The sequence below is a fragment of the Bifidobacterium ruminantium DSM 6489 genome, from assembly GCF_000770925.1.
GTDB lineage: Bacteria > Actinomycetota > Actinomycetes > Actinomycetales > Bifidobacteriaceae > Bifidobacterium > Bifidobacterium ruminantium.
The window spans coordinates 16,586-38,414 of the sequence record NZ_JDTK01000005.1; the positions used below are offsets into that span (position 1 = coordinate 16,586).

Annotated in this window: 17 protein-coding genes, 1 tRNA gene and 1 pseudogene; 16 read left to right on the forward strand and 3 right to left on the reverse strand. The window is 61.3% G+C overall.

Annotated elements, in window-relative coordinates:
• Positions 1–164 precede the first annotated feature (164 nt).
• The gene (locus OU26_RS03510; protein WP_033498889.1) at positions 165–3,254 is read right to left on the reverse strand and encodes a zinc-ribbon domain-containing protein; all 3,090 of its coding nucleotides are present in this window, start codon (positions 3,252–3,254) and stop codon (positions 165–167) included.
• Positions 3,255–3,418: 164 nt separating this feature from the next.
• Between OU26_RS03510 and OU26_RS03515 the strand changes: the two genes are divergently transcribed.
• From OU26_RS03515 to OU26_RS03535, 6 genes and pseudogenes are all read left to right on the forward strand, one after another.
• Entirely contained in the window at positions 3,419–4,651 is a 1,233-nt protein-coding gene (locus tag OU26_RS03515; RefSeq protein ID WP_081815667.1) for a zinc ribbon domain-containing protein, read from the forward strand.
• Positions 4,652–4,927: 276 nt separating this feature from the next.
• A tRNA-Lys gene (locus tag OU26_RS03520) sits at positions 4,928–5,001 on the forward strand.
• 164 nt (positions 5,002–5,165) lie between these two features.
• Positions 5,166–5,231, forward strand: a pseudogene (locus OU26_RS10720) (zinc-ribbon domain-containing protein); the annotation flags it as partial.
• A 117-nt stretch (positions 5,232–5,348) separates the two neighbouring features.
• The gene (locus OU26_RS09635; protein ID WP_237743847.1) at positions 5,349–6,062 is read left to right on the forward strand and encodes a hypothetical protein; all 714 of its coding nucleotides are present in this window, start codon (positions 5,349–5,351) and stop codon (positions 6,060–6,062) included.
• Positions 6,063–6,248: 186 nt separating this feature from the next.
• Positions 6,249–6,980 carry an MIP/aquaporin family protein gene (locus OU26_RS03530; RefSeq protein WP_026646903.1) on the forward strand — a complete coding sequence of 244 codons (732 nt, stop codon included), beginning with the start codon at positions 6,249–6,251 and terminating at the stop codon, positions 6,978–6,980.
• Positions 6,981–7,249: 269 nt separating this feature from the next.
• A complete protein-coding gene (locus OU26_RS03535; RefSeq protein WP_033498895.1) occupies positions 7,250–8,143 on the forward strand; it encodes a DUF3152 domain-containing protein in 894 nt (297 codons plus the stop codon).
• Positions 8,144–8,196: 53 nt separating this feature from the next.
• On the opposite strand, the gene OU26_RS03540 is transcribed toward OU26_RS03535, so the two are convergent.
• Positions 8,197–9,303: a glutamyl-Q tRNA(Asp) synthetase gene (locus tag OU26_RS03540; protein WP_026646905.1), complete on the reverse strand. Its 1,107-nt coding sequence runs from the start codon at positions 9,301–9,303 to the stop codon at positions 8,197–8,199.
• On the opposite strand from OU26_RS03540, the gene OU26_RS10030 reads away from it, so the two are divergent.
• The 10 genes from OU26_RS10030 (at position 9,302) to clpB (ending at position 20,716) form a co-directional block, all read left to right on the forward strand.
• Positions 9,302–9,721 (forward strand): hypothetical protein, encoded by a 420-nt coding sequence (locus OU26_RS10030; RefSeq protein WP_152571306.1) that lies wholly within the window; start codon positions 9,302–9,304, stop codon positions 9,719–9,721. The genes OU26_RS03540 and OU26_RS10030 overlap by 2 nt on opposite strands.
• An 11-nt stretch (positions 9,722–9,732) precedes the next feature.
• Entirely contained in the window at positions 9,733–9,891 is a 159-nt protein-coding gene (locus tag OU26_RS10455; RefSeq protein ID WP_237743846.1) for a hypothetical protein, read from the forward strand.
• A 38-nt stretch (positions 9,892–9,929) separates the two neighbouring features.
• Positions 9,930–10,109, forward strand: coding sequence for a hypothetical protein (locus OU26_RS10460; protein ID WP_237743845.1), 180 nt, complete (start codon positions 9,930–9,932; stop codon positions 10,107–10,109).
• Between the two features lie 326 nt (positions 10,110–10,435).
• Positions 10,436–11,266: a YggS family pyridoxal phosphate-dependent enzyme gene (locus OU26_RS03550; protein ID WP_026646906.1), complete on the forward strand. Its 831-nt coding sequence runs from the start codon at positions 10,436–10,438 to the stop codon at positions 11,264–11,266.
• 490 nt (positions 11,267–11,756) lie between these two features.
• Positions 11,757–12,644, forward strand: coding sequence for a class C sortase (locus tag OU26_RS03555; RefSeq protein WP_420312604.1), 888 nt, complete (start codon positions 11,757–11,759; stop codon positions 12,642–12,644).
• Between the two features lie 171 nt (positions 12,645–12,815).
• Positions 12,816–14,180, forward strand: coding sequence for a DUF7604 domain-containing protein (locus tag OU26_RS03560; RefSeq protein ID WP_152571307.1), 1,365 nt, complete (start codon positions 12,816–12,818; stop codon positions 14,178–14,180).
• 116 nt (positions 14,181–14,296) lie between these two features.
• On the forward strand, positions 14,297–15,874 hold the full coding sequence (locus OU26_RS03565) for an isopeptide-forming domain-containing fimbrial protein (RefSeq protein WP_026646909.1): 1,578 nt from the start codon (positions 14,297–14,299) through the stop codon (positions 15,872–15,874).
• Positions 15,875–16,137: 263 nt separating this feature from the next.
• Positions 16,138–16,671 carry a hypothetical protein gene (locus OU26_RS03570; RefSeq protein ID WP_026646910.1) on the forward strand — a complete coding sequence of 178 codons (534 nt, stop codon included), beginning with the start codon at positions 16,138–16,140 and terminating at the stop codon, positions 16,669–16,671.
• Between the two features lie 44 nt (positions 16,672–16,715).
• Positions 16,716–17,537 (forward strand): fumarylacetoacetate hydrolase family protein, encoded by an 822-nt coding sequence (locus OU26_RS03575; RefSeq protein ID WP_026646911.1) that lies wholly within the window; start codon positions 16,716–16,718, stop codon positions 17,535–17,537.
• Between the two features lie 440 nt (positions 17,538–17,977).
• Positions 17,978–20,716, forward strand: coding sequence for an ATP-dependent chaperone ClpB (clpB, locus tag OU26_RS03580; RefSeq protein ID WP_033498890.1), 2,739 nt, complete (start codon positions 17,978–17,980; stop codon positions 20,714–20,716).
• An 85-nt stretch (positions 20,717–20,801) separates the two neighbouring features.
• On the opposite strand, the gene OU26_RS03585 is transcribed toward clpB, so the two are convergent.
• Positions 20,802–21,701 carry a hypothetical protein gene (locus OU26_RS03585; protein WP_051592979.1) on the reverse strand — a complete coding sequence of 300 codons (900 nt, stop codon included), beginning with the start codon at positions 21,699–21,701 and terminating at the stop codon, positions 20,802–20,804.
• Positions 21,702–21,829 lie beyond the last annotated feature (128 nt).

Consider the following 21,829-nt stretch of genomic DNA (forward strand, 5'->3'; position numbering starts at 1 on the left):
TCAGGCTGAAACACGTCTGAGCTTAAGCACAGAAAATCCCCCGTACCAATTCGGTGAGGGGGATTTTCTGTTGCGATGGCGTCCGTTGTTTGTGGCCGTGCGCGGATTCCGCTGCGCACGGCCACAAACAACGGTGTCAATCGTTGAAATCAGCGATTCCGGTATCAGTAATCGCTGTCATCAAGCGTTACCTTGACTTTGCCATTCGAGATGGAGAATCCGCCGTTCACGCTGAAGGTGGTGCTATCGTCATCCGGCTCCCACGAATCGTCGGAATTCTTCTCCTCGTACGTGCACTTCGCCTTGCCGCGTGCGGAGGAGAAGGTGCCGTTGTTGAGGTCGATGTCGGTGATCTTCGGATAGCTGCTGATGGACCATGCGAAGTTGCGGTAGTCATCGTCGTCGTACAAGTTGAAACCGAACGGGCAGTTCTCCGGCGCGTAGTCGGTGGACTTCGCGCAGTCGTCCAGCTTGGCGTTCACCGCGGAGGTCAACGCTTCCTTAAGCTTGCTCGTGGCCTTGATGATCAGCTCTTCCGAGTTGGAGCTACCCGAGTCGGAACCGCCGCTCGTGCGCACGGTGACCGTGTCGCTGGTGATGTAGTCCGACTTTCCGGCAGAGATCTTGTACGTGCCCGGATAGACACGCAACGTCCACGTGTTGCCATCCAGTTTTTCCGCGTTCTTCGGACTCACCTTGACGCCGTTGACGCTTAACGAGTCAACGGTGCTTGGAGCGACCACATTGATGGTTTTGAGTAGCGGGCTTGAGATCTTCCAGTTTGGGAAGATTAGAAGCTTCGACCCGTCCTTGTTGATGGTGAGCGAATCGTTGACCGTCTTGCCGTTCAGCGTATAGCTCACGTTGACCGTGGCTACGCCGGCGGTGGTCTTGACATCGGCCACATGCGGATTGGAGATCGTGGCGTTGTCGGTCTTCGCCACGTTGTTGGACAGCAGTTTGACCTGGTTCTTGTCCACCTGTGGATCGGCGATGCCGTTGGCCTTGGAATAGTCGCCGTCGGCGATTGCCGACATATAGTTCTGCGCCACGGACTTCGCGCTGAAGACGGTCGAATTGAGCACGCCGTAGACAATGCCCAACACGATCAGAGCACCGACTACGATGCCGCCGATGACGATCGCCTTCTTAGTTTTTGGGTCGAGCGGCTGCCCTGCTCCCGGAGCTGTGACAGGAGGCTGGCCCGGCTGCTGCGGAAGTGGCACGGAGCCGTTCGCCATGGCCGGGAAGGCTGGCTGTGCGGCGGGAATCGGGGCAGGCGCTACGGCGGGTTGTGGAACCTGCATGGCCGGCTGCGGCGCCGCGGGGGCGGCTGCCATTCCCGGCGCCATGCTGGCTACCGTGGCGGTGGTCACGGAATTGGCTGCGGAAGCCGTCTTCTTCGTTCCGTAATGAGGATCGCATGCCTTGATGTAATCGACCACGTTCTGCGGGGTTTGCTGCACGGTGCCGCCGACGAGCAACTTCCACATGCCTTGCAAGGATGCGACCAATGTCGGTCCGAACGTCATGGCCACTACTTCGATAAGGAATGCCCAGATGCCCGCGACGAGGAAATACCACATCGGCACCATCACTGCCGCGCCATAGGAGGAATAGTGTGCGGAGAACGAGGTGAACAGGAATTCCGCGACCAGCCAGAACGTCAGCACGGCCACCGGAGCCTTCCATGTGTGCTGCCATCCCGCATAATACGGGTCGTACATGTTGCGCGCCGTCTCACGCAGCGCGATGTACAGCGTAGCGACCAGGAACAGCACGAAGCAGATCCACAGGATCCAGCTGTTCTCGACCTTGGCGGAGATGTTGAACAGGGTGAGCGTCTGCTGCATGCCCGCCGAGTAGGTGATGCCACCGAATGATGACATCGAGAACAGCATGAACGGCAATGCCGGGAACAGCAACGGAACCAGCAACAGGCCGAAGACGCCAGCTCCGCCGGTGATGGATAGCACGAGCGTCGCCACGACGCCGAGCACCAGGAACAGCGCACCGTAGATCGCGAACGATTCGACGAGCGTGCGCACGAAACCGCGGGTGCGGTGCGCCCATCGCCATGCCGCGGTGAACACGTTGCTCGAATCGGCTGCGTATTGGGCGAGGGCGTATCCTGCCAACGCGCCGAATCCCGCGAGGAGGAACGCCATGATGAACGTGCGTGGCGAGGCACCGGTGAATGCGGCGGACGCGGAATAGGAGGAGTAAGATCCGCTGGCGTTCATGGGGAAGATGGCAGCGAGAATCACGACGATCAGACCATTGAGCAGGCCTACGATACCGGCGCTGATCACGCCAGTCCACTTGAACCGCAACGCGAACCTGCGGGCCAGCATGTAAGCGCCGAACGCGGCGCCGATGGCCAGTGCCATGCCGGGAAGCGCAACCGCGCCCGTCACGCTGACATGCGAGGCATCAATGCCGACATCGCTCAGAGAGAAACCACTCGAGGTGGACTTCAGACTCAACGAACCGCCGACGCCGAACGCCAGCACGGTGAAGATGATCTGGAAGAAATTCGGTCCGGTATAGTGCACTCCGCTATTGTCCAGGAGAGACAGTCCGTCGGAGAGGCCTGGAACATTTGATAGTTCACTGCCCGCCACGGAGCTGCCGGCGAAGAAGACGATCGACGCGAGCAGCGCGAATACCACCGCGGAACCGATGCCGATGCCGAGGCTGGCGCCCATGGCCTTCATGGATTGCGGAGTGGTCAGCGCGGTGATGGTCGGATCCGCCGCCGGACGCGCTACCTGCTGCGTCGGCTGGCTTTGATTCGCGGGCGCTGGCTGTGGTGCCTGCTGGGGCGCCGGAGCGTATTGGAACTGCTGTGTCGGCTGAGACGGCTGAGGTGGCTGCATCGGCTGGGCTGTAGGGAGCGGAACCTGCGATACCGACGGTGTCGGCACCTGCTGTGCCGGCTGCGGCACCGGTGCGTATTGGAACTGCTGTGTCGGCTGGACCGTGGGCTGCGGAACGGATGCGGCTGCCGGCTGCGGAACGGATGCGGCTGCCGGCTGCGGAGTGCCCGCAGCGCCGGATGCAGGCAACGGAGCGGTTCCGGTGGAAGTCTGCGGCGTATTGGACGGCTCATGTGGGACGGCGGAGAGCACAGTGCCGTCATCCGGCTGTTGGCTTTGCGACGCCGACGCGTTCGACTGGGGGAGCGGCGAACCGCATGAGGCGCAGAATTTCGCCCCTGCTATGGTCGGCTTGCCGCATTGTGGACATGTCATGGGCGTTGCCTTTCTCCTTCTTGAAATGCATTACGCCTTCCATCTTAAGGGGTTGGCTCCCGTTGGACGGTTTGCGGCGGGGTGCATACCTCGTTTCGTTGCCGACCGTGGCATAAAATGCATAACGAAGAGGGTTTCTGTTGCTGGATACGGAAGGGGCTTCCATGCGATGCGTGCGTTGTGGCTTCGAATTGACTGATGGCGGGCGATTCTGTCCGGAATGCGGAACGGACCAGCTGTCCGGAGGTACGGTGGTTGACGCGGCTCCCATGCTATGCCCGTCCTGCTCATCTCCGGTCAGTGCGGATATGCGATTCTGCCAGCATTGCGGTGCGCCGTTGCGGAGCGTTCCTCCTATGCCCAGAGCTACAGGGACGGACGCGGGTTCCACCACGGTTGGGGGTATGCCAACCGGTCCCGTCGGCTCCGAACCGCCGGTTCCGCTGCCGGCAACGTCCCAGCAGCGCGCGAAAAACGGAAAACGAGGAAAAATCGTCATTGCGGTCGTCGCAGCCATCGTGGTCGTCGCATTGGCGGTGGCCGGCATCGTATTGGCCATCAATCGCACCCATAACGACACACAGAAACATACGGCGGCATCCAGCACGATTTCCAAACCAAGCAAGGAGCGAAAGCAGCCCGGCAAGCAGGCCGACGCCGATTGCACCACCACCCCTGACGCGAGCCTGAGCGGTGTGACGGGCAACGGCTCGACGCTGATCGCCACCGTCGATTTCTCCGCGCGTGCGTGCGGAGACAAGACATGGAAAGGCAAGAACGTCAAAATCACCATCAAAAGCGATGACAATGATGTGCTTGCTTCCGCGGTATACGATTTCACCAACGATCCGATGCGTTTCAAGAACGGCGAGGCCACGCGCAAATTGGCGTATGCGACCGGCCAATATTGGCGCGCTCCGGACCAGATCAAGGCGTCGTCGACCGACATGGTGGTGCAGAAGGACGCGGAGACGAATGGCGTCGCGGCCAAGGGCGTGGGCGACGCGAAGGGCGGTACGAAGATTCCCGATTCGGATGTGGAGCGCTACGCGCATCTCGCGTTGAGCTGGCAGATCGACAACGACCGTTCCTCGGTGTATTCGCTGGAGGATGATGTGACCACGCAGTTGTCCAGCAAGAAATACGGTATGGAAGTGGACGGCAAGACGTGGAAGTACGACGATATCTACGCGCAGTACCTTGAATTGCATGCCGAGTGGCCGAAGGCCGTGATGGCGTGGGCGTCGGACTACGACTATTACACGCGCAACGGGTACGCCTCCGATTTCTATGTGATTCTTTCCGGCGAGACGTTCGATTCGAAGGACGCCGGTCGCGCATGGTGCTCGGATAACCAGTTCGGTGCGAATGACTGCATGGCGATCGATTTCGATTGATGGCTTATCGATGAGGCCGACGATGGCGCTGATGGATTTGATTCGATGATTCTTCGGCGTTAAATGTGAAGAAAATGTGATCACTTGGGATTGGTGGTGGAGTAAGGCGCCTCGAAGCGCTGCGCGGCGTGAAAAACGTCATTTCTGGCGATTTGCTGAAATCGTTGGAAAATGGCGGTTTTACGATTGCGACACGCCGAAGGTTGCGTTCCTTTCGAATCTGAGTATATTTACTCCATGTGCTCAGCGAGAACAAAAAACCTCGCCAAGACCAACGCCCCTTTAGCTCAGTTGGTTAGAGCAGCTGACTCTTAATCAGCGTGTCCAGGGTTCGAATCCCTGAGGGGGCACAGACAAGACCCAAGCCAATTGGCTTGGGTCTTTTTGTATTTTCGTGGCATGGCCCACGTTGAATCCACGGTTCCATGTTTCAGCCTCGGGCTTCCGACTCAAGCATCCCCCTACTACACTGATATGTGAGAACGAGACGGACAAGCAAGCAAAGGGCACCATCATGAAATACTGCACGCAATGCGGCAATCAGGCCGCTGACAACGCCAAATTCTGCGAGTCATGCGGAACTCCGTTCGCAGCTGTCCAGTCCGCGTCTGCGGCGCCCAGCGGGAACCTGCCGCCGATGCCATCGAATCGATCCGCGGTCCCATTGCCCCAGCCGAGCGGGAACGTTGCCCCGCCCGTGTCTGCCGCCCCCATTCAGCCGCCGATGCCGATTCCGGCCGCAGCTGGTCAGCCGATGGGTCCGGCGAAGAAAAAGAAGGTCATCATCGCCGTGGTGGCGGTCGTCGTGGTGCTTGCGTTGGCGTTTGTGGGCATCGGAGTGATGACCGCGCGTGCGAACTCCATGAAGCTTGCCGGATCGAGCTTCTTCGCGAAGGTCGATGACAAAGATGAGGAGATCACGGTGTCCGTGGGGCAGGACAACACCGTCACGCTGTCCGCTCGAGATACGTACTACGACGAGACGACCAAGATCGTCGGCACTTTGGGCAAAGGAAGCATCGACGGTGATTCGGTGAGCTATCCGGTTGCGAATCTGAAAATCTACCGCGACGGCAAGGACGTCTCTTGGAGCGATCTGTTCAGCATGAGCGAAAGCGAGGCCAAGAAGACGCAAAGCATGACATCCGTGATGCTCACCGCGCCGAAGAACGCGGCGAAAGGCAACATGGTCGGTACGTGGGGCGTCTCTTTGAACGTCGGCGTCTTCTCTTACAAAATCGAAGCCGTGGCGTATCAGGGTGGCAGCTGGTCGGGCAAGATGAGCGGCGCGGGAATGGACGCCGAGACCTTCGGCGGCACTTGGGCCAGCCAAGGTGACGGCAGCTACCATATCCACGAAACGCAGACCTACGATTCCGAATTCGACGTGACGCTGCCGTCCGCGCGGTAGACGTCACATGGCACCCGTCCGGCGATCGTGGACTGGTTCCGCGCCGGGCGGCTTTGCAAATCGCGGGACTTCCGGCGCGGGGAGTATGGTAATGCGCTGTTGTCCGCTTAGAGCGGAATCGCAACATATCTCGAATCGTACGAATCGCAAGAATCGTCAAGAGAAGAAGCAACAGAGGAAACTGCAGTGGAATACACACTCTTCACCAAACTTGCCGCGGAATTCGTCGGCACCGCCGTGCTGATGGTCTTCGGTAACGGCGCTGTCGCCAACGCGGAACTGAAAAACACCAAGGGCTACCACGCCGGCTGGCTGAACATCGCCATGGGTTACGGTTTCGGCGTCATGTTCCCGGTGCTCATGTTCGGCGGCGTCTCCGGCGCCCACATCAACCCGGCCATGACCATCGCCCAGGCCGTCAACGGACTGTTCCCGTGGAACGAGGTTCTGCCGTACATCATCGCCCAGCTGCTCGGCGCTCTCGTCGGCCAGCTCATCGTGTACATCACCTACTATCCGCACTACAAGGACACCGATGACGCCGAAGCCATCCTCGGCACCTTCTGCACCACCGACGCCCACAACGACCGCGTCAACTACTTCCTCAACGAGTTCTTCGGCACCTTCATGCTGGTGCTCGGCGCGCTGTGCTGCCTGTCCCTGCCGTGGGGCAAGGCCGACCTCGCCGCCTCTTCCATCGTCGTCGGCTTCATCGTGTGGGGCCTCGTGACCTCCATGGGCGGCCCGACCGGCCCCGGCCTGAACCCGGCCCGCGACCTGATGCCGCGCCTGCTGCACGCCATTCTGCCGATCCCGAACAAGGGCTCCTCCCGCTGGGGCGAGGCCTGGATCCCGGTCGTGGCTCCGATCCTCGGCGCCATCGTCGGCGCGTTCCTGTTCAAGGTGCTGTTCGCCTGATCGACGCCTTTGATCCAAAGACCCGTGGTTTTCTTCGTAAGCCGCGGGTCTTTTTGCGTATGCGGCGGGTCTCGGTGGATGGTGGATTATGACGATGAATGGCAGCCACGCGTCCTGCCGTCATACGTTCGTTGTGCACTGCTGTATACGTTCGCAGTATGTTGGCTGACATTGCTATTCTGTCCAAAAGAGGCTGTTGTATATAGGGGGTCGATTTGAAGCGGATTCGTCATATCATTCGCGCGCTCGATCCAAAGGCCTACGCCGGGATGAACCGTCGGGAACGGCTTGAGGCGCTTCGTATCCGCCGCTTCGCTGCGGTGGCGTTGGTTTTGTTCCTGGTTGTGGCGATGATGACGTCGTGCAGCGTGCACGCGATGTCGGTTCGTATGTCGTCGCGCACGCAGGCGACGGCGCAGACTGAGAAATCGGTGGCGAGCGCGAAAGGCAATGCCGGGAAGACGTCCGGAAAGACGCGTCGCACGACGGCGGAAAAGCGGGCTTCCGAAAAACGATCGGCGGAAAAACGAGCTTCCGAAAAGCAATCGTCTGAAGAGCAGCCGCAGGAGGAAAGTGCCGCGGACAAGGCGCTGCGCGCGCAATCGGCGGCGCTGAGCGACGAAGACAGGAACAGGATTCTCGACCAGGCGCGGAAAACCGCGCAGAACAGCGGCAATCCGGTTGTCCAATATCATTATTGCGTCGCGACCAGGGGTGATGTCGGATCGGCCGACGATTTTGCCAACGCTGCGTTCCGCATCCTTAACGACGAGCATGGTTGGCCACGTGCAGGCGCGGTGTTCGAACGTTCCACCGATGGTGACTGTGATTTCGACCTGGTGCTGTCCCAGGCGTCCCAGATGCCGTCCTTCTCTCCGTCGTGCTCGGTGCAATACAGTTGCAGGGTTGGTCAGAATGTGATCGTCAACGACGATCGTTGGAAGGGTGCCGTCCAATCATGGCTGGACGCCGGTGGCGATCTGGCCCGGTATCGCGTCATGGTGATCAATCATGAGGTCGGGCATCGCCTGGGGCATATCGACAATGAGACCACCTGTGCGGGCGAGGGACAGTTGGCGCCGCTGATGCAGGAGCAGTCCATGCATCTGGACGGTTGCAAGGTCAACGAATATCCGCTCGATTCGGAATTGTGGATTGGCTGACCGTATTGCGGATCTTCTGACCGTACCGGCGAAGCCTCCTCGCGAAGGCGTTCTTACAAACCGAAATACGCGTCGAAATCGTCTTGGCTGATGCTGCGGTCGGCCGTGTCGACGCGCACGTTGCTCCAATCGAATTCCTGCAGCGCCTCGGCCGCGCTCATCGGGCGCGGTGCGGTGCAAGACCGGTCTCCCTGCAGACCAAGCAGCCACGCGCAATAGCCGACGACCTGTTCCGGCGATACGCCGTGCGCGCGCAGCACGCCCATGTCCAGCGAGCGCTCGCGTTTGGCGAGTCGTCTGCCTTCGGCATTGTCGATGAGCGGCAGATGCGCGTAATGCGGGTTTTCCGGGGAATACGGCGATTGCGGCGTCGTTGCGGTTCGCGTTGCCGTCGTGCGTGCTGCGTGCGATTGGAATCCCGCCGCGATAAGCGCTGTGCGTATGGCGATCTGCAGCGCGTTCGACCGGAGCAGGTCGCGGCCGCGCACGATGTCGTCGACGCCCATGTCGAGATCGTCCACAACTACCACCAGCTGGTAGGAGAACAGTCCGTCGGCGCGGCGTACGATGGTGTCTCCGATGTCTTGCGGCAGGCTGAATTCCTGCCGTGCGAACACTTCGTCATCGAAATGGATGGTGGAGTTGTGGCTCGCTTTTTCAGGCATGGCGATCCGCAGCGAATGGCGGTCGCCGTTTTCCAGGCGTTGCCGCGTGGCGTCGGGATCGTTGGCGATGAGGCGTCGGCATGTACCTGGATAGACCATGAAACGGTCGCCTTCCTGCGGCGCGGAGGCGGCGCGGATGTCGGCGCGCGAGCAGAAGCAGGGATAGATCAGCGGAATCGAGGCGGAATTGCGTGCTTTCGCGGAACCGTATGCGTCATCGACCGTCAGGCGTTCCAGACATCGCAAGGCCTCTTCGTATAGGCCGTGCCGCGCCGATTGGTACACGGGCTCGCCATCCCAGTCGAGGCCGAGCCATCGCAGATCGTCCATCATCAATTCGGCAGCTCCGGGCACGACGCGCGGTTCGTCGATGTCCTCGATGCGCAGCAGCATGCCGTCGCCGCGGCTGCGTGCGGACAGCCATGCGCCGAGCATCGCGTAGATGTTGCCGATGTGCATGCGTCCTGATGGGGTCGGGGCGAAGCGACCTGGCATGATGGCTCCTTTCGGTCTGGCGGCGTCGGTTCTGTGCCGTTTTTATGGCCGGGCCTGCATCGCTCGTCTTCCGTTGCTGAAGGAAGCGTGCGTGCCGGCGTTCGCGATATATGCAACTGTACCTGCATGGTGGAGCAGTGGCGGATATGCCTTGGAAAGTCGGCCATTTACAGCCATTCGCGGCGTGATGCGCGGCTTTGCGTGTGATATGCCTCACAATCTGTGGAAAGTTTTTGCGGATGACGGCGGTGGGGGCCGTGTTTTGACTGGGGGTGTGTACAGGGTGGTATATGCCGGCGAATATGCCGGTGAACAATTAGGCAGACCCGAAACCCCTGGGAACAGTGGGCGATGGGTATTAAAAGGGGATTATAAAGAGGTAAAATGGCAAGACGGCATTTTAGTCGATTGGAAGTAGAATACCTGCGCATGCTACCGGCGATTGATTCGGTGACGGAAAGCAGGATCACGTATTCGCGCCAATTCCAGATCGACTGCATGAGACGCTATCTTCAGGGGGAGAAGCCGACCGCGATTTTCACCTCCGCTGGGCTGAGCCCGTCGGTTATAGGGGCACAAGCGTATTGAACGCAACATCGCCCGGTGGAAGCGCGACGAAAGCATCCATGGAAAAGGTGAAGCAGCCGAAGTCGTCGGACGCGCCCGTCAATACGACTCCGAGCGAGCTGCCGGAAGTGGCTTTGGGCAAGATCCAATCGCTGGTATGCCAGGTGCTGTCGCTGAACGAGCGTATCGAAGAACTGGAACGCACGGTGGAGGAGTTGCGCAAGGGGAATACTGACTGACGTCCCGTGAATCGCCTTTTCGGCGGTTCGTGGCCGTTTATCTGGTATAAATGGCTATGCAGACGGAGTCTTTGAAGTCCCCCTTCTACTGCCGTCTGATTTTGCAGCCCGTACGAATTTCGACCGCTTTATCGCTTCACTTCAGGTCGTCGTACGGGCTTCTTCATACGTTGTCGCAGGTTTTCTGGTAACACTTGCTATAGCACTTTCTGGTAATACTTTCCGGTAACACCGGTAGCGGATTCCCGACGGATGATGGAAGGGCTGAGATCAGACGTCGGGATTGGCCGTGAACCGGTCGCGGCATTGACTGTGAGAGGTGGATGATGACTGCGTATATGAATCACAAGGATCTTGCCAACGAGGTGATTGAGGACGCGCGCTCGCGTGAAATCGCGGACGGCGTGCACCGCGTGCTGGATCGCATCGCGTCGGCGGAGGAGAAGGCCGGACGCGAAGCCGGTTCCGTGCGACTGCTGGCCGCTACGAAAACCCGCGACGTCGGCGAGATCATGGCGGCGATCGACGCAGGCGTGCGCATGATCGGCGAGAACCGTCCGCAGGAAGTGGCGGCGAAGGCCGATGGCTTGGCAAAACGATGCGTGGAACGCGGATTCACGTTGGGCGTCACCGCCGACGCGGCCGATTCAACGGAAGTCGTCACGTCCGCGCATATTCCGTTCCATCTGATCGGCCAGCTGCAAAGCAACAAAATCGGCAAGGTGCTGCCGGTGGTGAATACCATCGAATCGGTCGATTCGCTCGATCTGGCGGAAAAGATCTCACGCAGGGCCGTGGCACGCGGCATCACCGTCGGCGTACTGCTGGAAATCAACGAATCCGGCGAGGAATCGAAATCCGGATGCGATCCTGCGCACGCCATCCGCATCGCGCAGAAAATCGGCACATTGGACGGCCTCGAGCTGCAGGGTCTGATGACGATCGGCGCGCACGTGGACGACGAGGCGGTGATCCGCCGTGGCTTCGCGCATCTGCGCAAAACCCGCGACCTCATTCTCGCGTCCGGCGAACCGGGCACCGGCAACTGCCATGAACTGTCGATGGGCATGACCGGGGATATGGAACTGGCCATCGCCGAAGGCTCCACCATCGTGCGCGTGGGCACCGCCATCTTCGGCGAGCGCGCGTTCATCTGAATCGCCTGTTTGTCCGATCCGCGGCTTCCGCCGGCTGACGCGATAGTCGGCGGAGGTGGGGCATCATGCCGTTTCGTGTCCGAATTCACGGTTTGGTGCCTGCAACCGTTGTCTTTTCAGGGAGGGTGCCCTCCTATAGGGGGAAGAGGCTTTGCTTCGCCGGGTGTGAACATGGGTATGTTCAAAGGAGAAACCCATGTCCTGGCTTGCCTGCCGGTCAATGCGCGGACCTGTTCGCAGGCTCGTCCATCAGACGGAATCGTATACCCATTCGACGTACCGTATGGCCGTCCGCGTGCATGCAGACGATGACGGCCTCGGCTCCGACGACGGTTGCCGTGATATGGCGGAGGGTCGTGCAAGTGGCTGTATGGATGACCGTATGCCGATGTTTTGCACGCCATCGTTTCGCGAGGCGATCGACATAGCCGGTGCGGTGCGTTCGCACAGATTGCGGCGGATTCGCTTCACTATAGTGCGATGCGTGTCGATGCTGCTGATCGTGGGCGCGGTGGCGGTGGCGTCGCTGCCATTCGCGATGCAGGCGCGTTCGGCCAGGAGGCTTGCGGAGACCTCCGATTCCGCGGCGCGCGCCGTCGCGGGATGGCCGTATCCGATGGCGGAGAACGAATTGGAACGGGCACATGAGTATAACCGTCGGCTTGCCGTGGAGGGGCAGCCTGTGCTGGGTGAGGCCGCCGACCCGTTCAGTGCTGCGACGGATGGTGGGGTCGGCGGTTCCGTGGTTTCCGTGGCGGATGTGGATACGGAATACCAGGGCCTGCTGGACTCCGGCGCGGGCATCATGGGTACGGTGCTGGTGCCTGGAATCGGCGTCGAACTGCCGATTCGGCATGGCACGTCCGAGCCGGTGCTCGCCGTCGGAGCGGGGCATCTGTATGGTACGAGCCTGCCGGTCGGGGGTGAGGGGACGCATGCGGTGGTCACCGGGCATCGTGGTTTGGCCGCATCGATGATGTTCACCCGGCTCGACGAGCTGGACAAAGGCGATTTCATGTACGTCAAGGTCATGGGCGAGACGCTGGGCTACGAGGTGGACCGGATCAGTGTGATCGAACCGGATGATGTTTCGAAGCTGAAAATCGTGCCGGGGGAGGATCGGTTGACGTTGATGACCTGCACTCCCTACGGCGTCAACACGCATCGCCTGCTCGTATCCGGCCATCGCGTGGCCTTGCCGACGCCCGCGCCGGATCCAGCCGACGTGCACGATCCGCGCGCCGACGGTCTGAATGCGCTCGCCGTCGTTGTCGGTTGCGTGGCAGGAGGCATGACGCTGTGCTGTCTGATCGTGCGTTCGATCCGTCCGCGCCGAATCGTCATGCGCCACGCCTTCGCCCGACCGGCCGGCATGTAATCGGCTCACAAGGTTGGCACGCAAGGGGAAAATCCGCTGAATTCCGTTTCCGGAACGCGCCCCGACCCCCATCAATGGAGGGTGCGGTCCGCATGGTTCCGATCCCTAATGTTTCGAGGCATGGAGGCGCATGGGCAGCCCGCCGCAGCGCCGATGAGGGGTGGATGTGCCATGAAACGGATGAGGAGCCCGCTTGCCGTTCTCGCGAACCGGCATCGTGGTTGGATAAAAGGATTCACGGCTTCGCTTGCGGTTCTTGCGATGCTGGCCGGCGTGGCCGGAGCGGGGTCGATCGCGTATGCCGACGAAGTCGCGCCGAAGGACGGTGGCGCGGTCGTCGAATCCGTGGACGATCGGACGAGCGTGGAACAGCAGAACGAAGTCGATGCTACGGAAGGCGGTGTCGCGGAAAGCGGCACGACGGAAGACGACGCTTCCGGAACCGACGATTCGGAGCGGGCGACATCCGACGGGAGTCCGCAGGAGCGATCGGACGAACAGCAATCGCAGCAAACGGAAAACCAACCCGGAACGGAGGAACAGCCTGGGGTTAGGCAGCCTTCGGCTGGATCCGACGGACTATCTCCGGATGGTGATGCGCCGGTTCAAAGCGACGATGGCAAGGACGACGCTGGGCAAAGCGGCGCGGATGATACGACGGGTGACATCGCGGATGCGGAATCCGACGGCAACACGGATGACAAGGAATCCGATGGCAAGGACGGCGAAGCAGCCGACAAAGAGGACGGCAGCGACGACGAGGACGCCAAAACGGACGAAGGCAAGGATGCCGATGATATGGCCGACGGCCACATCATGCGCGAGCGCTTCACTTTCAATCGCAAAACCGTGATGCGTGCCGCGGCGAACGAGACCGTGCCGGCGCCGGACCACACGAAAAGCATCGTCTACAACGGCGGCGGCATCAATTACGACGCGACCGGCGACGAAGGAACCGGCGAAACCTCCGCAAGGAAGCGCGGCTTCCGTTCGAACGCCGCGGCGCAGGTCTGCTACACGTTCGACCGGCAATCCGATTGCGCGGTCTACCAGCATCCCGTGCTGCAGGTGCCGTCCGCCGACGTGGTCGTGACGAAGCATTGGGAAGGCGGCGCGCCATCCGGTTCGGCCACATTGCGCATCGACCTCATGCAGAACGGCGCGTCGATGGCTGGCAAGGACCTTTCCGAGGACGACGCCATATCGACCGGCGAATGGCGCGTGACGTTCCACGGCATGATGCCGGGCGACTACACCGTCACGGAAGGCGCGATCGCAGGCTACGGCGCGAAGGACGGCGTCGCTTCGGTGCCGATTTCCATCACCAGAGCCGACATGTGGGCCGCATTCGACAAAGGGCGCACCGCGACCTACGAAGCCTCGTTCACCAACGTGCGGCAGACGGTGGCCGCGCTGCCATTGTCGGGTGCGACGGACGAACGGACATGGCTGATCGTAGCCGGAGTGGCAGCGCTGATCCTGCTGCTTGCGGGCATCATCGGACTGGCCATGATCGGACGCGGACGGCCGCTGTGAACGGAATCGGACGCAAGCCGGATGAATCGGCCAAATCAAACGAACATCTTTTCCAAAACCAACCAATCGGCCATGGCGACAGAGCCGAACAAACCAAGAAAGAGAGGTCTCTCATCATGAAGACGAGAAGACTTTGCGCAGTAATAGCCGCGGCGGCAACCCTGCTGGGCGGCATGGCGTTCGGCACGACCGGAGCCTACGCGGCCGACGACGCGTCGATCGAAGTGCGGCACTCGCGGGAAGGGCACACCTACTCCGCGTACAAGTTCGCATCGCTCACCCCCGAAGGCAGCGCCGTGCAGGTGGACACGGACGCCGACTGGGTGCAGGCGGTGACCGCCGCCGTGACTGCGGCGAATGCAGCGACGTCCGCCGACGCCATGCCGGGTGAATACGATGGCAATCCCGCCGCGTTCGCTGCCACCAAAACCGGAAACACCGACGCGGCCTGGTTCCGCTCCTTCGCCGGCGCGCTGGCCATCGGCACGGGAGTCACGGCGAACGGAACTGTCATCGGCAACGGCGAATCCGCGACCATCAGCCCGCTCGAGGAAGGCTGGTATCTCATCACCGATGTGGACAAGGACGGCAACCGTGGCATCAACGCCATCGTCGCCACCACGCTCGGCGGCGTAGCCAAAACCTTCACAGTGAAGGGCGATCCGGCCACCGGCCAAGGCAAGATCGACGCGGTCGGCGCATTCGTGGCCAAGAACGAAGACAAACCCGAACAACCGGACAAGACGGCCGACCAGACCACCACGGCAGACGGCGTTGGCATCGGACAGGCCATCACCTATACCATCGCGCTGGGCATTCCAGCCGCGGCCGAAGGCTACGACACCTACCCATATTTCGTGAAGGACGTCGCATCCAAAAGCCTGACGGTCAACAAGGACTTCTCTGCGAAAATCGGCAGCACGGATGTGCCGTTCACCTACGTGACCGAGCCGACCGTCGACACCGACGGCAACACCACCACCTTGCTGGAATTCGATCTGGCCGGCAAGAGCGGCCATCTGGTCATCACCTACACCGCCGTGGTCAACAAGGACATCATCGCCATGGACGGTAAAATGTCCAACACGGCGTCCGTGTCCCGAGACGGCGAGGCGTGGATCCCGCCGGTCGAATTCGATTCCTACACCGGCGGTTTCGACTTCCGCAAGTACGGCGTCGGAAATGACGACGACGGGTTGGCCGGAGCGACGTTCAACGTGTTCGAAGGATCCGCGGTGTCGAAGACCCCGCTCAGATTCGTCAGGACCGGGGAGGGCATGTACCGTCTCGCTGAAGCCGACGAGCAAGGCGATGAGGTCTCCGCTGACGTGGTCACCACCACCGGCAACGTGAGGATCACGGGACTGAAATCCGGCGAATACACGCTGAAGGAGATTGGCTTCGTGAAAGGCTATGCGAAGAATTTCGTGCCGACCTTCACCGTGAAGCTTGAGATCGATCAGGAGACCGGCGCCTCGACCTTCAAACTGGTCGGCGACAACAACCTCGGTCTGGCGAGCATGGATGAGAAGCCCCAGGTCATTCAGGTCAAGAACGTGAAGAACATCACGCAGCTGCCGCTCACCGGCGCTGCCGGAACCGCGCTGTTCACCATCGTGGCTCTGGTCATGGCCGGAGCCGGCCTGGCGCTTGTGTTCCGTTTCCGTGAACCCGATACGACGGAAACGGTCTGACGGGCCATTCCGAACGATCCGTCCGTGAAAGACGGAAGACGGAGTGTATATGGGCGGGTGAGTCGTCGGATGATCGGCGGCTCACCCGCCTTCGCCATGCCAAAAAGGGTGATTTGGGGTTTCCTCGGCTTAGGACGATTGGGAAACCGCCGTCCGCGCCGTTACGATGAAATACGAGACGGACGGAGAAGACGGCATGACGGAGGTCGTTCGACTATCGCGCGGCGTATGGGAGACGCCGCGTCAGGCCGAAAGGGGACATCATGCACAACGGCGGTGGAACGTTCAGTCCGGAGGAAGTCGAATATCTGCGATCCCTGCCGGTGGTCGCCGAAGCGACATCGAAACGCATCACCTACACGGAATCGTTCAAACACAACTGCATGCGCCGCTACCTTGCGGGCGAATCGCCGGTCGAACTGTTCCGTGAAGCGGGCCTTGACCCGTCGCTGATCGGCTACAAGCGCATCGAACGCTGCTTCGCGCGATGGCGCGCGATCCCATGCCGCATGCATACGGACAAGCTGGTGCCGGTCGATGGCTGCGTGCCGGACGATGGCCGTGCGTCGTATGACAGCCATGCTGCGGACGGCAAACGGACGAATGTCGCGGCCGGCGGAAGGATGCATTCCGAGGACGCGGACGTACGTGCGGATGTGGGCGCGCGTGCGGCCGCAGCATCCGCTTCGCGGACGGGCGTCGACGTGCGCGACCTGCTCATCGTCCAACAGGTGCGGCGCATCGACGCGCTGGAACGCGAGGTCGTCGCCCTGCGCGCCGAACTTGGTCGCGAATGACGATTCGCGCGCGCGGAGGGCGGACGGAAGGTAGACTGGCGGGTATGAGAATTGCACGTTTCACACATGATGATGTACCGCAGTACGCCTTCGTACAGACCGACAAGGATGACGGCAAGGACTACCTCGTGGCCTTGAACGGCTATCCGCTGTCCGGCAAGGCCGTCGAGCCGACCGGCGAGCGCTATCCGGTGGACGGCGATGGCATCCGTCTGCTCGCGCCGGTCATTCCGTCCAAGGTGTACGGCCTGGCCAAGAATTACGAGGCGCATGCGCAGTTCATGCATGACGCCGGCCATTCCGAGGTCAAGCACGCGCCGGAGGATATGGTGATCTTCACCAAGCCGAGCACGTCCGTGATCGGCCCCGATGATCCGATCGTGATTCCGCCGTGTTCGAACGATATGAATTTCGAGCCGGAACTGGCTGTGGTGATGGGACGCATCGCCAAGAACGTGCCGGTGGAGAAGGCCATGGACTACGTGCTGGGCTTCACTTGCGTGAACGATGTGACGTTGCGTGACCTGCAGGGTCTCGATCCGATGTGGACGAGGGCGAAGGGCTTCGACACCGCGTGCCCGTTGGGTCCGTGGATCGTGACGCGCGACGATGTGAATTGGAAGGATGCGAAGATCTCCTTCACGCTCAACGGCGAGGATGTCGAGATGGCATCGGGCACCACGGCGAATCTGATTCATGGCATTCCGGAGCAGATCGCGGCGATTTCGAGCTTCACCACGCTGCTGCCGGGCGACGTGATCATGACGGGCACGCCGAACGCGTCCGGTCATCTGGATCCGGGCGATGAGGCGATCGTGCATGTCGAGGGCGTCGGCGATCTGCGCAATGTGGTGGTGCGTGGCTGACCGTCGCTGACGATTGCCGTCTGTCCTTGGTTGCCTGGCCGTGTGGCTGCGGTTGCCTGGTTGCGGACGGATTCGGCGGTCGGCTGGTTGTTGACGAGCTTTTGTGTATGGCGGGTTTCGTGGCGTTTAGGACGTCGTAGGCCCGCCATCGTCGTATTTTCGGACGCCTTGCTCAATTGCGGAATCGGTTATATCTGATTTCGTAGCCGTTTTCCCAATGAAATCAGTTATAACTGATTCTTTATGCCGTATGGGGGTATGTGGCTGAAGCGTCTTGTTGATGACGTTGCTTAAGAAACGCAAAAGTTGAGTGTGTATGACTCAAGTTTTGGGAATATAATGGCGGTGAAGTCGGTTGGGCATATCAGACAACGACATATGCGCCCCGGTCCGGACACCTTCCGATCGGCCCGGGCGGGACGCGAACCATGGAGGATGATATGGAACAGAAGTTCACGCAGATGGCTCAGGAAGCGCTTTCCGACGCCATCCAGAACGCGTCGGCGCTGGGCAACCCGCAGGTCGACACCCTGCACCTGCTTGACGCGATGCTGCGTCAGGAAAACAGCATGGCGCGCGCTCTTATCGAGGCTGCGGGCGGCAACGCGCAGAACGTGAGCGCCGAAACGCATCGCGCGCTGGGCAACCTGCCGAGCGCCAGCGGCTCGACCACCACGCAACCGGACGTCAGCCGCCAGCTTGCCGCGGTGCTGTCGCAATCCGAAAAGGAAATGCAGCGGATGGGAGACGAATACGTCACCGTCGAACACCTGCTCATCGCCATCGCGGCCGCGAAACCGAATCAGAGCGCCGACATCCTGGAGAAGAACGGCCTGGACGCGGACAAGCTACGCAAGTCCGTGCCGACCGTGCGCGGAGGCGACAGGAAGGTCACCAGCCCGGACGCTGAAGGCAGCTACAAGGCGCTGGAGAAGTACTCCACCGACCTGACGGCCGCGGCCAAGGAAGGCAAGCTCGACCCGGTGATCGGACGTGATCAGGAAATCCGCCGCGTCATCCAGATCCTGAGCCGCCGCACCAAGAACAACCCGGTGCTGATCGGCGAGCCCGGCGTAGGCAAGACCGCCGTGGTCGAAGGCCTCGCACAGCGCATCGTCGCCGGCGACGTGCCCACCACCCTGCAGAACAAGAAGCTCATCTCGCTTGACCTGGGCTCCATGGTGGCAGGCTCCAAGTACCGTGGCGAATTCGAGGAACGCCTGAAGAGCGTGCTCGAGGAGATCAAGAAGGCTGACGGGCAGATCATCACCTTCATCGACGAGATCCACACCATCGTCGGTGCAGGTGCGGCCGAAGGCTCCATGGACGCGGGCAACATGCTCAAGCCCATGCTGGCCCGTGGCGAACTGCGCCTGATCGGTGCGACCACACTGGACGAATATCGTGAGAACATCGAAAAGGATCCGGCGCTTGAGCGTCGTTTCCAGCAGGTGTTCGTCGGCGAGCCGAGCGTGGAGGATACCATCGCCATTCTGCGTGGCATCGCCCCGAAATACGAGGCGCACCACAAGGTCACCATCGGAGATGACGCGCTGGTCGCCGCCGCGACGCTGTCGAACCGGTATATCTCCGGCCGTCAGCTGCCGGACAAGGCCATCGACCTGGTTGACGAGGCCGCCGCGCACCTGCGTATGGAACTCGACTCCTCGCCTGAGGAAATCGACGAACTCACCCGTCAGGTGGAACGCCTGAAGATGGAGAAGTCGTACCTGCTGGGCAATCCGAAGAACGACAAAGCCGCCGAAAAGGCCGAAACCGAACTCGACGACAGCGCCAAGGACCGTCTGGCCGACCTGAACAAGGAAATCGCCGACAAAAGCGAGAAGCTCAACGGGCTCAAAGCGCGCTGGGACGCCGAAAAGAGCGGACATAACCGCATCGGCGACCTGCGCAAGAAGCTCGACGAACTGCGCACCCAGGCCGAACGCTACGAGCGCGAAGGCGACCTGGCCAAGTCCTCCGCCATCAACTACGGCGAGATTCCGGCCATCCAGAAGGAAATCGCCCAGGCTGAGAAGAATGAGCAGAACACCAAGGACGACGCCTCCGCCGACGTGCCGATGGTTCCTGACCGCGTGGACGCCGACTCCGTCGCCGAAATCGTCTCCGACTGGACCGGCATCCCCGTGGGACGCCTCATGCAAGGCGAGAACGAGAAGCTCCTGCACATGGAGGAGTACCTCGGCAAGCGCGTGATCGGACAGAAGGAAGCCATCAAGGCCGTGTCCGACGCCGTGCGGCGCTCACGCGCAGGCATCTCCGACCCGAACCGCCCGACCGGCTCGTTCCTGTTCCTCGGCCCCACCGGCGTGGGCAAGACCGAACTCGCCAAGGCGCTCGCCGACTTCCTGTTCGACGACGAGAAGGCCATGGTGCGCATCGACATGAGCGAATACATGGAGAAGGCCTCCGTGTCCCGCCTGATCGGCGCCGCGCCGGGCTACATCGGGTATGAGGAGGGCGGACAGCTCACCGAGGCCGTGCGCCGTCGTCCGTATTCGGTGGTGCTGTTCGACGAAGTGGAGAAGGCCAATCCGGAAGTCTTCGACGTGCTGCTGCAGGTGCTTGACGACGGTCGCCTGACCGACGGCCAGGGCAGGACCGTGGACTTCAAGAACACGATTCTGATCATGACCTCCAACCTCGGCTCGCAGTTCCTTGTCAACCCCGACATGGACGCGGACGCCAAGAAGAAGGCCGTGATGGACGCCGTGCACATGCAGTTCAAGCCGGAATTCATCAACCGTCTGGACGAACTGGTCATGTTCCATCCGCTGACCCGCGAGGAGCTCGGCGGCATCGTGGACATCCAGGTCGCGCAGGTCGCGGAACGTCTGACCGACCGCCGCATCACGCTCGACGTGACCGATTCGGCCCGCGAGTGGCTGGCCAACGCCGGCTACGATCCGGCATACGGCGCTCGTCCGCTGCGCCGATTGGTGCAGACCGAAGTCGGCGACCAGCTGGCCCGCATGCTGCTGGCCGGCGAAGTGCACGATGGCGACACCGTGCTGGTGGACCAGACCGGCGGCGACCATCTGGAGCTGTCCGCCTGGGCCGCGGACCAGCTGGAGGACATGGGCGAGGATGAGGCGGACGGAACTGATGGATCCGTCGATTCCTCTGATTCCGCCGGTTCATCCGATTCTGCTCGGTGATGCCGGCTATGCCGGAATGCGCTGATTTCCCGGCCTTGGCTGGGGATCAGCGGCATTGGCCGATTCGAGGCTGAATTAATGCTGATTAATGGCTGACGGTCGCCGATGGACGGCTATCAGCCATTTTGCTGTCCGATTTCGGCTGGCTTTCCGGCAGTCTGTCGTAGGCCTGCAGCACCAGCCCCGCGACCGACAGCACGGTCGAGCCGAGCAGCATCGCGATCGCCAGCTTCGGCTGCACGCCGAACGCCAGCCATAACGCGCACGTCCACACCGCGACCACCATCGTCACCGACGTGGTGATCTGCAGCACGCGTGCACGGATCTCGTGGCCGATCGCGGCGCGGAACAGTGCTTCCTCCGCGTCGCTCAGCTGCGTTTTTCCGGTCTCCGTCTGCGACCGCACGGCCAGTCGCCGCCGGACAATCGTATCCGCCAAGGAAAGTACGGCGACCACGCCGACGAACGCAAAATACGGGTCACGCGAGCCGACCGGGAAAATCCAGGAAATCACGCACAACAGCAGGCTGTGTACATACACGATCGTCATTCCCAGCGAAACCAGGGAGTCGCCGTTCGGATGGCGACGGCGCAACGCTGGTAGTCCGCGCTGATGGATCGGCGCGGCGCAATAGAACATGACCGGCGTGATGACGATGGCATGCAGCCATGGATTGGTCATCCAACCCGGCAGGGCGATTCCGGCAAGCGACAGCAGTGTCACGATGAGCGTTGGAATGGTGAGGATCAGAGCGATGGCGAGACGCTTGCCGGGATGGTCGAAAGTGACGTCGTCGGTGATGTCGTCTGCGGCGAGGGCCATTGATTCCGCCGTTTCGTCGGACGCGCCCTCCGTTTGCGATGCGTCTGGCCGTGACGGAATGCCCGTCGACGCGTCCGAGCTTGGGAACAATCGCAGCAAAGCCCAGGTCGCGATGGCCGCGGCGACGATCGATACGGCCGCCAAAAACAGATCGAATCCCATGATGTCCCTTCGAATACCTTTGAGTACCTTTGAATGCGCAGGTATGTTCGCGTTCGGCTGATTTCAGCATAGTGCACATGTCCGTGGCATGCGGTCGTTCCTCCGGATGAATGAGCGTATGCGCGGAT